The sequence below is a fragment of the Actinomadura darangshiensis genome (assembly GCF_004349235.1).
Taxonomy (GTDB): domain Bacteria; phylum Actinomycetota; class Actinomycetes; order Streptosporangiales; family Streptosporangiaceae; genus Spirillospora; species Spirillospora darangshiensis.
In genome coordinates, this window is sequence record NZ_SMKY01000278.1 from 1 (window position 1) to 11,715 (window position 11,715).

The window sequence follows — 11,715 nt, forward strand, 5'->3', positions numbered from 1 at the left end:
CCCCCACTCCTCCCACCAGCGGCGGTGAGCACTACGACTTCACGCTCGCCGGTGAGACCTTCGTGAAGGCCCCGAACGGCAAGGCGCCGCTGACGGGAACCGTGGGCGCGGACCTCGACCTCGACACGGGCAACGTGACCGCGGATCTGCAGCTCGAGCCCACCAAGGGCAACTTCCAGATCCTCGGCTTCCTGCCGGTGACCGCCGACATCGGACTGGTCACCCAGGGCCCGACGACCGGCCTGTACAAGGACGGTCAGCTCACGACCAACAGCAAGGTCATCACCAAGATGTCGGCGTTCAACGCGTTCGGGTCCATCCCGATCGGCGGCGGCGAGAACTGCCAGACGACCGAGCCGTCCGACATCCAGCTGCAGTCGGCCGCGGGCGAGTTCTTCGACCCGAACGTCGGCGGCAAGATCAGCGGCCAGTACTCGCTGTCGGCCATCGACGACTGCGGACCGCTGACCGGCATCCTCAACATGTTCACCGCCGGTGACGGCAACACCATCGACCTGACCCTCACGCCCAAGGCGTGACGGCGGCGATGAGCTGACGGTCAAGCAAGGCGGCCCCCGCCGTGCCGGTGATGCGGCGGGGGCCCGTCCCGCATCGGGCCCGAGAGGTCACACGTGAGAACGAAGAAGACGACAGGCGGCGCGTGCGCCGCGCTGGCCGTGGCCGGCGCCATGGTCGCCGCGAGCCTCGCCGGCGTCGCGGGCGCGCCCCCGGCCGCCGCCGCGCCGGCGACGCTGGGGCTGGACTACCACTGCACGTTCCCGCTGCTCGGGCCGCAGCCGGTGCACGTGGAGCTGAGCACGGACGTCCCCGACCATGTCGCGGTCGGCGAGGTGATGCCCGGGTTCACCGTCGACTCGGTCTCGACGGTGAACGCGGAGTCCGCGCGGGGCCTCACGGCGCTGTACGCGACGAGCCTCGAAGGCCACGCGCTGGCGGACGCGACCCTCACCGTCCCCGAGATGCCGGACGGCCTGCCCGTCGAGGTCGACTCCGTCCTGGAGAAGACGCCGATCCCCGCCTCCGGCGGCTTCACCGTCAAGGGGCGCGGCACGTCGCCGGACCTGACGTTCACCCAGGCCGGACCGGGCAAGGTCACCGTCGGGAACCTCGTCCTGAAACTGACCCCGAGGACGGACGACGGCGGCGAGTCCGGGCTCGGCACGTTCGAGTCCGAGTGCACGCAGGACCCGGGGCAGAACAACGTCCTCGCCTCCTTCGACATCGTCGGCGAGACCGGGCAGCCGGCCGAGTACACCTACGCGCTGACGGGCTCGTCCACCATCAAGGCGTCCGGCGGGACGATCCCGCTGACCGGCGCCCTGGACGCGAAGCTCGACGCCGGCACGGTCACCGCCGCCCTGACGCTCGAACCGTCCAAGGCCCAGTTCCAGTTGCTCGGCTTCCTGCCCGTGACGGCCGACGTCGCGTTCACCGCCCAGGGCGGGACGACCGGGACGTACAAGGACGGCGTCCTCACCACCACGACCAAGGTGGCCACCGGCTTCCCCGCGTTCAACGCGTTCGGCGCCATCCCCATCGGCGGCGGGGACACGTGCCGGACGTCGGAGCCGTCCAGCATCACGCTGACCTCGGCCGCCGGGTTCGACCGGGACGCGGGCGGCGAGCTGAAGGGCGCCTACGAGCTTGCGTCCGTCACCGGCTGCGGTGTCCTCACCGGCGTGCTCGGCGACGCCCTCACCGGCCCGGACAACGCGATCACCGTGGCGCTCACCCCGAAGAAGACGAGCTAGGAGCCGGCGATGCCGACCGACGACGACCGCCCGGCCACCCCCCGCATGCGGAGCACCCGCCGCCGAGCCGTGGTGGCCCTTGTCCTGGGGCTGCTGCTCGCCGGGATGAGCGTTGTTCCAGCGGCCGCGGCGCCGGCCGCGGATCCCGGCCCCGCCGGGGACGCGTTCTACGCGCCGCCGTCGCCGTTGCCCGCGGGGGAGCCGGGCGACGTCATCCGGGCGCGTCCGGCGAAGGCGGGCCCGCCGACCGCGCGGTCCCTCGCGAACGCGTGGCAGGTCATGTACCTGTCGACGAACGCGCTCGGCAAGCCCGTCGCGGTGACGGGGATCGTCCTCGTCCCGAAGAAGGCGGACCCGGCCACGGCCCCGATCGTCGGGTTCGGGCCCGGCACGAGCGGGCCCGCGTTCCGCTGCGCGCCGTCCCGGTTCATCGACCAGGGCGCCTTCTACGAGCAGGCCGCGCTGAACGAGATGCTCACGCAGGGCTACGCGGTCGCCGTCACCGACTACGAGGGCTACCACGAGGACCCGGCGACGACCTACGTCGTCGACTCGATGGGCTACTCGGTGATCGACGCGGTCCGCGCCGCGCAGCGGCTGCCCGAGACGGGCCTGTCGGCGGACGCGCAGGTCGCGTTCCGCGGCTACTCCCAGGGCGGCGCCGCCGCGATGTGGGCGGGGCAGAAGCAGCCCGGCTACGCGCCCGAGCTGAAGCTCGCCGGGGTGGTCGGCGGCGGCGTCCCGTCCGACCTCGCCGCCGTGGGCCTGCCGCTGGAGGGGAAGGACCCGTTCGGGTTCCTCCTCTACTCGATGATCGGCATGGACCACGCCTACCCGGAGCTGGACCTGGACTCCTACCTCAACGACGCCGGCCGCGCCGCCGTCACCGGGATGGAGGGCGGCGCCTGCACGCTGGAGCTGCTGCTCGACTACCGGGGCAAGACGATCCCGGACTACTTCACCGCCAGCCCGTTCGCGACCGAGGCGTGGCTGGACCGGGTCGCGCAGAACCAGCTCGGGCTCGAACCGGTCAAGGTGCCCGTCTTCCAGTACCACTCGACCGCCGACGAGATCGTCGCGTTCGGGCAGGCGAAGGAGCTGCGCGACAACTACTGCAAGCTCGGCGTGCCCGTCACCTGGAGGACGTGGGACGGGATCAGCCACATCACGCTCGTCTACCGCGGCGACAAGGACGCGATGGCGTTCCTCGCGGACCGCTTCGCCGGAAAGCCGGCCACCTCCAACTGCTGAACGCGGCTCCCACCTGAACGCGGCCCCACCTGACCCGGTGGCCCGCCCCCGAGAAGGAGATGAACATGGTTCGGCGATCCATCGCGCTCGTTGCGCTGGCCTCGGCGGCCGCCCTGTCCGTGGCCGGCTGCGGGTCGGAGAAGAAGGAGGCCCCCGAGGTCGCCTGGGCGGGACGGGCGTGCGGCGTCATGACGCAGAGCAGCCCGCTCCCGGTGCCGAAGCTGGACAACGCGAGCGTGCTGAAGTCCAAGGCGTCCTTCGTCCAGCTGCTCGACGGCATCTCCGACCGGATGCGGACGCTGGAGGTGAAGCTGTCCGGACTCGGCGCGCCGCCGGTCGAGGGCGGCGACGCGCTGCTCAGGACCACGATGAGCAACCTGACCCGCACGCACTCGACGGTCACCACCGCGTCCCGGCAGCTGGCGAAGGCGAAGGTGAACGACAAGCGGTCGCTGCAGCAGGCCGTCGGCCGGGTCGGCAAGGCGTTCGGGCAGTACAACACCTACCAGGGCCCCGAACAGGACCTCCGCAAGAACCCGAAGCTGAACGCGGCGTTCGGCAAAGCCCCGGCGTGCAAGAAGTGACGCCCGTCGTCTCCTACCCGCTGAGCGCGCTGCGCGAGGCGGGCCGGATGTTCGCGCTCGGCGCCACCGTCCTCGGGATGGCGTTCCGGCGGCCGTTCCAGGTCCGCGAGTTCGTCGAGCAGTTCTGGTTCATCGCCAGCGTCACCATCCTGCCGACCGCGCTCGTGTCGATCCCGTTCGGCGCGGTGACGTCGCTGCAGGTCGGCTCCCTCACCCAGCAGTTCGGCGCCCAGTCGTTCACCGGCGCGGCCAGCGTGCTGGTGGTGATCCAGCAGGCCAGCCCGATGATCGTGGCGCTGCTGGTGTCCGGGGTGGCGGGCTCGACGATCTGCGCGGACATCGGCGCCCGTTCGATCCGCGAGGAGCTGGACGCGATGGAGGTGCTCGGCGTCTCGCCCGTCCAGCGGCTCGTCGTCCCGCGGGTCCTCGCGTGCGTCGCCGTCGCGCTGCTGCTCAACGGGCTCGTGTCGGTCGTCGGCGTCGCGGGCGGCTACTACTTCAACGTCATGATGCAGGGCGGGACGCCCGGCGCGTACGTCGCGAGCTTCTCCGCCCTCGCCCAGCTCCCCGACATCTACGTCGGCGAGGCGAAGGCGCTGCTGTTCGGGTTCATCGCCGGCGTGGTCGCCGCCTACCGGGGCCTGAACCCCAAGGGCGGCCCGAAGGGCGTCGGCGACGTCGTCAACCAGTCGGTCGTCATCACGTTCCTGCTGCTGTTCATGCTCAACCTCGTCATCACCGGGATCTACCTCCAGGTCGTCCCGCCGAAGGGAGGGTGAGTGATGGCCGTGCTGCGAGCGGGCCCCACCCGGTGGTTCGCGTGGCTGGACCAGCCCGGCGACCAGGGCACCTTCTACGTCCGGGCGCTGCTGTGGATGCCGCGGGCGCTCCGCCGCTACCGCAAGGAGGTGCAGCGGCTGCTCGCCGAGGTGGCGTTCGGCAGCGGCGGCCTCGGCGTGATCGGCGGGACGATCGGGGTGATGGTCGCGATGACCCTCGCGACCGGCGTCGTCGTCGGCATGCAGGGCTACTCGGCGCTCCAGCAGATCGGGACGTCGGCGTTCACCGGGTTCGCGTCCGCCTACATCAACACGCGCGAGATCGCGCCGGTCGTGTCGGGGCTCGCGCTGTCGGCGACGGTCGGCGCCGGGTTCACCGCGCAGCTCGGCGCGATGCGGATCAGCGACGAGGTGGACGCCCTGGAGGTCATGGGCATCCCGTCGCTGCCGTACCTGGTGACGACCCGGATCATCGCGGGCGCCGTCGCGATCGTCCCGCTGTACGCGATCGGGCTGCTGTGCGCCTACCTGGCGTCCCGCGAGGTCACGGTCGTGTTCAACGGGCAGTCGGCCGGGACGTACGACCACTACTTCGGGCTGTTCCTGTCGCCGGTGGACGTCGTCCTGTCGTTCTTCAAGGTGCTGGTGTTCAGCGTCCTGGTGATCCTGTCGCACTGCTACTACGGCTACCGCGCGGCCGGCGGCCCGGCCGGGGTGGGACAGGCCGTCGGCCGCGCGGTCCGCACGTCGATCGTGCTGATCAGCGTCAGCGACTTCTTCTTCAGCCTCGCGCTGTGGGGGACGAACACGACGGTGAAGGTGGCCGGGTGAACGCCCGGGGGATGCTCTCGCGGCGGCTCGCCGGGGTCGCGTTCCTGCTGGTGCCGGTGCTGCTGATCTGGCTGTCGGTCGCCGTCTACGACAAGGCGTTCACCAAGGTCAGCTGGGTGACGCTGGAGACGGCGAGCGCGGGCAGCGAGATGCGTCCGCACGCGGACGTGAAGCTGCGCGGGGTGGTCGTCGGCGAGGTCAGGGAGATCTCGTCGGACGGCGGCGTCGCGACGCTGAAGCTCGCGATCGAGCCGGACAAGGTCGAGCTGCTGCCGCGGAACGTGTCGGCGCAGCTCCTCCCGACGACGCTGTTCGGGGCCCGGTTCGTCGCGCTGATCCCGCCCGCGCGGCCGAGCCCGGCGCGGCTGACCGGCGGAAGCGTGATCAGCCAGGACCGGTCGGCCAACGCGATCGAGCTCCAGCGGGTGCTGGACACCCTGTATCCGCTGCTCACCGCCGTCCAGCCGGCGGAGCTCGCGGCCACGCTCACCGCCGTCTCGCAGGCGCTGGACGGACGCGGCACCGAACTCGGGCAGACGATGGTCGAGCTGGACGCCTACCTCAAGAAGATCAACCCGAGCCTGCCCGCGCTCAACCGCGACATCAGGCAGTTCGTCGAGGTCAGCCGGAACTACGACGAGGCCGCACCCGACATCATCCAGGCGCTGCACGACTTCACCTACACGAGCCGGTCGCTCGTCGACCAGAAGAACAACCTGGCGACGCTGTACGCAGCGGTGACGGACGCGTCCCAGGACCTGGCGGACTTCCTGCACGAGAACTCCGGCAACCTCATCCGGTTGTCGGCGGCGAGCCGCCCGACGCTCGAACTGCTGCGGAAGTACTCGCCGGAGTATCCGTGCACGCTGCGGATGCTGTCCGACTTCGTCCCCGTGATGGACGAGGTGCTCGGCAAGGGCACGAAGCGGCCCGGCCTGCACGTCAACGTGAAGACGCTGCCGTCGAAGGGGCGCTACGTGCCGGGCAGGGACCGTCCGCGCTACACCGACAAGAGCGGCCCGCACTGCTACCCGGTCGGCGGCACCGCCTCGATGAAGTCGGCGCCGGCGGACGCGGACACCCCCGTCGCGGTCGCCCCGGGCGCGCTCGGCCTGCCGAACTCGCCCGAGGAGAACCGCCTGGTCAACGAGCTGCTCGCGCCCGGCCTCCAGGACGTCCCGGAGTCGCTGCCGGACTGGAGCAGCGTCCTCGCCGGGCCGGTCTACCGGGGCACGGAGGTGAGGCTGGGATGAGCCGGAAGAGCCTGGCCAGGCCGCTGGTCAAGTCGGTCGCGTTCGTCGTGGTGACCGTGGTCGCGACCGCGCTGCTGGCGCTCAGCATCACGCATGTGGGCGGCGGCGACGCCGTCTCCTACAAGGCGCGGTTCACCGATGCGTCCGGGCTGCGCGAGGGCGACGGCGTCCGTATCGCGGGCGTCGAGGTCGGGCGGGTCGGCGGCATCGACGTCGTCGGCCACCGGGTCGCGCTCGTGTCGTTCTCCGTCGAGCGCGGGCACCACCTGCCCGCCTCGTCCACGGCCACGATCAAGTACCTGAACCTGATCGGGCAGCGGTACGTCGAGCTGGCGCGCGGCGCCGGCGGCGGCGGGACGCTCTCCCCGGGGGCGACGATCCCCGTCGAGCGGACGACTCCGGCGCTGAACCTCACCCAGCTCTTCAACGGTTTCCAGCCGCTGTTCCAGGCGCTGTCGCCGGAGGACGTGAACAAGCTCGCCGGGTCGATCATCCAGGTACTGCAGGGGGAGGGCGGGACGGTCGAGGGGCTGCTGTCCACCGTCGGGTCGCTGACCAGCGGGATCGCCGACAAGGACCGCGTGATCGGGCAGGTCGTCGACAACCTGAACGCCGTCCTGGACACGATCAACGGGCGCGGCGACAACCTCGGCACCCTGATCGGCACGCTGCGCCGGCTCGTGTCCGGGCTGGCCGCCGACCGCACCGCGATCGGCGCGGCGATCGGTGCGCTGGACGACCTCGCCGGCACCACCACCGACCTGCTGCGGGACGGCCGCGAGCCGCTCAAACGCGACATCGAGCAGCTGGGGCGGCTGTCGGAGAACCTGTCGGACGACTCCCCGAAGGTCGACTCGTTCCTGCGGCTGCTGCCGGTCAAGATGGCCGCGATCGGGCGGATCGCCTCGTACGGGTCGTGGATGAACCTCTACCTCTGCGAAGCCGACCTCAGCGGCGTGACCTACAAGCAGTACCCGGGCGAGGAGCATCCGCCGCCCACCGGAGTCCCGCTGACGGCGGAAAGGTGCGGCAAATGAGACGGCCACGGTGGAAGCCCGTCCGGGAGCGGAACCCGATCGGCGTCGCGATCGTGTCGCTCGCGCTGATCACCGCCGTCGGGCTGCTGTCGTTCAACGCCAAGGACCTGCCCGTCATCGGCGGCGGCACCCGCTACACCGCCGACTTCAGCGAGGCGGCCGGGCTGCGTCCCGGCAACGAGGTGCGGGTCGCCGGGGTGAAGGTCGGCGAGGTCACCGGCGTCCGGCTGAACGGCGCGAAGGTCACGGTCGCGTTCCGCGTCCGGCGCACCTGGATCGGCGACGCCAGCACCGCCGCGATCGCGATCAAGACGCTGCTCGGCGACAAGTTCCTCGCCGTCGACCCGCTCGGCGCGCACGCCCAGGACCCCGGCCACCGCATCCCGCTGGCCCGCACGACCTCGCCGTACGACGTGACGGAGGCGTTCGAGGACCTCGCCGGGACGGTCGGGCAGGTCGACTCCGCGAAGCTGGCCGCGAGCCTGGACGCGATCTCGACGACGTTCTCCGGGACGGCACCGAGCGTCCGCAAGGCGCTGGACGGAGTTTCCGCGCTTTCCAAGACGGTCTCGTCGCGGGACGCGGAGCTGTCGCGGCTGCTCGCGAACACCCGGCAGGTCAGCGGGACGATGGCGGACCAGAGCGCGAACGTCGAGGCGCTGCTGCGGGACGGGAACCTGCTCCTCGGCGAGATCCGGCGCCGCCGCGAGGCGATCCACGCGCTGCTCACCGGGACGCAGTCGCTCTCCCGGCAGATCGTCGGGCTCGTCGACGACAACCAGAAGCAGCTCGACCCGACGCTCCGCGCGCTCGGCAGCGTCACCGACCTGCTGCGAAAGAACCAGGACAACCTCGACAAGGCGCTGAAGACGGCCGGGCCGTACACGCGGCTGCTCGGCAACTCCCTCGGCAACGGCCGCTGGATGGACGGATACCTGTGCGGGCTCGTCCCGAAGGAGTACCGGCCGGACGCACCCGACAAGGGGTGCATGCCACCCAAGAAGGGCGGCCGCTGATGCTGCGCAAGCTGGGCATCCCGCTGATCGCCGCCGGAGTCGCCGTTGTTGCGGCCGCCGTCGTGCTCGTCGCCGTGCAGCGGCCGGACGGCACCCGCGTCACCGTCTACTTCCGGAGCGCGGTCGGCGTCTACAAGGGCTCGGACGTGCGGGTCCTCGGCGTGAAGGTCGGCACGGTCGACTCCGTCCGGGCGGAGGGCACCCAGGTCAGGACGGTCATGACCGTCGACCACGGCGTGGACGTCCCGGCCGCCGCGAAGGCCGTGGCGGTCGCGCCGAGCCTGGTCGCGGACCGGTACGTCCAGCTGACGCCCGCCTACACGTCCGGCCCGAAGATGACGACCGGGACCGTCGTCCCGGCGGACCGGACGGCGACGCCGATGGAACTCGACAAGGTCTACGACAGCATCCGGAAACTCGCCACCGACCTCGGGCCGAAGGGGCTCAACAAGGACGGCGCCGTGTCGCGGCTCCTCGAAACGGGTGCGGAGAACCTGCGCGGCAACGGCCGCGACATCCGCACGACGACCGAACGGATGGCGCAGGCGGCGAAGACGCTGTCCGGGTCGCAGCAGGATCTGTTCGCGACGATCCGCGGCCTGCAGACGTTCACGACCATGCTGAAAACGAACGACGGGCAGGTCAGGCAGGCGGAACGGCAGCTCGCCGACGTCACGGGCTTCCTCGCCGACGATCGGGAGGAACTGGACGCCGCCCTGAAGGCCCTGACGGTGGCGCTCGCCCGGGTCAAGGTCTTCATCCACGACAACCGGGAGCAGATCGCCGGCAACGTCGGGAAACTCGCCGAGATCACGCGGCTGCTCGTGAAACAGCGCCGGTCGCTGGCCGAGGCGCTGGACGTCCAGCCGCTCAACGCGACCAACATCCTGAACGCCTACGACCCGGCGACGCGGTCGCTGATGGGACGGCAGAACCTCAGCGAGCTGACCCCGCCGCTCCCGGTGGCGGGACAGCGGAAGGCGGCGCCATGATCCGGCACATCGCCTGCGCGGCGCTCGCGTCCGCGGCCCTCGCCGGCTGCGGCTTCTCCGGCGTGCAGGACCTCCCGCTGCCCGGCGGCGCCGACCTCGGCGACCACCCCTACACGGTGAAGGCGCGGTTCGCGAACGTGCTGAACCTCGTCCCGCAGTCGGCGGTGAAGGTCAACGACGTCGCGGTCGGACGGGTCGTGGACGTCGCGCTGCCCCGCGAAGGCTGGACGGCCGAGGTCACGATGAAGGTCAACGGCGATGTGAAGCTGCCCGCCGGCGCCTACGCCGAACTGCGCCAGTCGAGCCTGCTGGGCGAGAAGTTCGTGCAGCTCAGCGCGGGACCGCCGACCGGAACGGGGCCGCCCGCGGGCACCGGGACGCTCGCGGACGGCGCGGTGATCCCGGCGTCCCGGACGAACCGGAATCCGGAGGTCGAGGAGGTCTTCGGCGCCCTGTCGATGCTGCTGAACGGCGGCGGCATCGCCCAGCTGCGGACGATCACCGTGGAGCTGAACCGGGCGCTCGGCGGCAACGAGCCGCAGGTCCGGTCGCTGCTGGAGCGGGCCCGGAAACTCGTCGGCGACCTGGACGCGAACAAGAAGGGCATCACGGACGCGATCGACGGCCTGAACCGCCTCTCCGCCACTCTCCGCGGCCGCAGATCGCAGATCGGCGTCGCGCTCGACGACCTCGAACCCGGCCTCGCGGTCCTGGCGGAACAGCGGGGCGCCCTCGTCCGGATGCTGAAGTCGCTGGACGACCTCTCCCGCGCCGCCGTCACGACCGTCCGGCAGAGCAAGGACGACATGATCGCCGACCTCCGCGCCCTGGAACCGACTCTCCGGAAACTCTCCGACGCCGGCCGCGACCTGCCGAACGCGCTCCAGGTGCTGCTGACGTACCCGTTCACCGATGCCGTCCTGCCCGCCGTGAAGGGCGACTACCTGAACGTGTACCTGCAGGTCACGGCCCGTCCGGGCACCCAGGTCATCCCGCCGATCGCGCCGCTGAAGGGGGACTGATGCTGACCGCCGCGACGAGGATCAAGAACCTCGTCTTCCTCATCGCCGGCATCCTCGCGATCGGCTACGTCGGGCTCAACTACGCCGACCTGGGCGGATACGTCGGATACCGCGACTACTACACCGTCCAGGCCGACCTCGGCGAGGCGGGCGGCCTGGCGGAGAACGCCGACGTCACCTACCGGGGCACCTCGGTCGGCCGCGTCGGCGGCCTGCGCCTGACCGGCGACGGCGTGCTCGCCGACCTGAAGATCGAGAAGTCGGCCCCGAAGATCCCGTCTCGGACCCAGGCGGTCGTCGCGAACCGCTCGGCGATCGGCGAGCAGTACATCGACCTGCGCCCCGCGACGGCCTCCGGCCCCTATCTGGCGTCCGGCTCGGTCATCCCGCGCACGTCGACGGCGACCCCGGCCCCGGTCACGGACCTCCTGACCAGCCTCAACGACCTCGCGGCCTCGGTGCCGACCGACTCCCTGCGGACGGTCATCGGCGAACTGGGCCAGGCGTTCGCCGGCCAGGGCCCCAACCTCCAGGTCCTCCTGGACAGCACGCGGTCGCTCACGCACGCCGCCAACGAGAACGCCGCCCCGACCACCTCCCTGATCGGCGACGGCGAGACCGTCCTGCGCACCCAGAACGAGGAGGCCGCGTCGCTCAAGTCGTTCGGACACAACGCGCGGCTCCTCTCCGAGCAACTCCGGAAATCCGACCCGGCGTTCCGGAAACTCGTGTCGACCGCGCCGGGCGCCGCCGGTGAGTTCCGCACGTTGATACGCGACCTCGACCCGTCCCTCAGCGTCCTGGTGGCGAACCTGCTGACGACGTCGGAACTGCTGGAGCCCCGGTCGGCGGGCATGGAGCAGCTCCTGGCGAAACTCCCGGCGGCGGTCTCGTCCGGCATGTCGGTCGTAGAGGACGGCAAGCTCAACTTCGGCATGGTCACGACATTCTTCAACCCGCCGAACTGCACGACCGGCTACGGCGGGACGAAGTACCGCAACGGCCTGGACACCTCGCCCGGCCCGGCCCTCAACACGGCCGCCCGCTGCGCGGTATCACCTGCGACCGGCACCAACGTCCGAGGCGCCGCCAACGCCCCCCGCGGCCCCGTCCCGCCTCCGGCCCAGGCGGCGTCGGTCCTGAGCACCGGCTCGCCCAACCTCCCAGGCGCCCTGGCC

11 protein-coding genes and 1 pseudogene are annotated in these 11,715 nt (G+C 71.3%); all 12 read left to right on the plus strand.

Going from position 1 to position 11,715, the window contains the following annotated elements:
- Nucleotides 1–539, plus strand: a pseudogene (locus E1293_RS47990) (fibronectin type III domain-containing protein); the annotation flags it as partial.
- Nucleotides 540–632: 93 nt separating this feature from the next.
- Nucleotides 633–1,772 (plus strand): DUF6801 domain-containing protein, encoded by a 1,140-nt coding sequence (locus E1293_RS37480; protein WP_132203300.1) that lies wholly within the window; start codon nucleotides 633–635, stop codon nucleotides 1,770–1,772.
- 9 nt (nucleotides 1,773–1,781) lie between these two features.
- On the plus strand, nucleotides 1,782–3,023 hold the full coding sequence (locus E1293_RS37485; RefSeq protein ID WP_243717130.1) for a lipase family protein: 1,242 nt from the start codon (nucleotides 1,782–1,784) through the stop codon (nucleotides 3,021–3,023).
- A gap of 65 nt (nucleotides 3,024–3,088) precedes the next feature.
- Nucleotides 3,089–3,607, plus strand: a complete 519-nt coding sequence (locus tag E1293_RS37490; protein ID WP_132203302.1) for a hypothetical protein — start codon at nucleotides 3,089–3,091, stop codon at nucleotides 3,605–3,607.
- Between the two features lie 47 nt (nucleotides 3,608–3,654).
- Nucleotides 3,655–4,386 carry an MlaE family ABC transporter permease gene (locus E1293_RS37495; RefSeq protein WP_132203318.1) on the plus strand — a complete coding sequence of 244 codons (732 nt, stop codon included), beginning with the start codon at nucleotides 3,655–3,657 and terminating at the stop codon, nucleotides 4,384–4,386.
- A gap of 3 nt (nucleotides 4,387–4,389) precedes the next feature.
- Nucleotides 4,390–5,217, plus strand: coding sequence for an MlaE family ABC transporter permease (locus E1293_RS37500; RefSeq protein ID WP_132203304.1), 828 nt, complete (start codon nucleotides 4,390–4,392; stop codon nucleotides 5,215–5,217).
- Nucleotides 5,214–6,470 carry an MCE family protein gene (locus tag E1293_RS37505; protein ID WP_243717132.1) on the plus strand — a complete coding sequence of 419 codons (1,257 nt, stop codon included), beginning with the start codon at nucleotides 5,214–5,216 and terminating at the stop codon, nucleotides 6,468–6,470. The genes E1293_RS37500 and E1293_RS37505 overlap by 4 nt, the downstream gene beginning before the upstream one ends.
- A complete protein-coding gene (locus E1293_RS37510; RefSeq protein WP_132203306.1) occupies nucleotides 6,467–7,507 on the plus strand; it encodes an MCE family protein in 1,041 nt (346 codons plus the stop codon). Before E1293_RS37505 ends, E1293_RS37510 begins: the two co-directional genes overlap by 4 nt.
- Entirely contained in the window at nucleotides 7,504–8,523 is a 1,020-nt protein-coding gene (locus tag E1293_RS37515; RefSeq protein WP_132203308.1) for an MCE family protein, read from the plus strand. Before E1293_RS37510 ends, E1293_RS37515 begins: the two co-directional genes overlap by 4 nt.
- Complete coding sequence (locus E1293_RS37520; protein ID WP_132203310.1) at nucleotides 8,523–9,515, plus strand: MCE family protein; 993 nt, start codon at nucleotides 8,523–8,525, stop codon at nucleotides 9,513–9,515. The genes E1293_RS37515 and E1293_RS37520 overlap by 1 nt, the downstream gene beginning before the upstream one ends.
- Nucleotides 9,512–10,537, plus strand: coding sequence for an MCE family protein (locus E1293_RS37525; protein ID WP_132203312.1), 1,026 nt, complete (start codon nucleotides 9,512–9,514; stop codon nucleotides 10,535–10,537). Before E1293_RS37520 ends, E1293_RS37525 begins: the two co-directional genes overlap by 4 nt.
- Nucleotides 10,537–11,715 (plus strand): MlaD family protein (locus E1293_RS37530; RefSeq protein ID WP_132203314.1); only part of this gene is annotated, 1,179 nt, incomplete at its 3' end. The genes E1293_RS37525 and E1293_RS37530, both read left to right, overlap by 1 nt.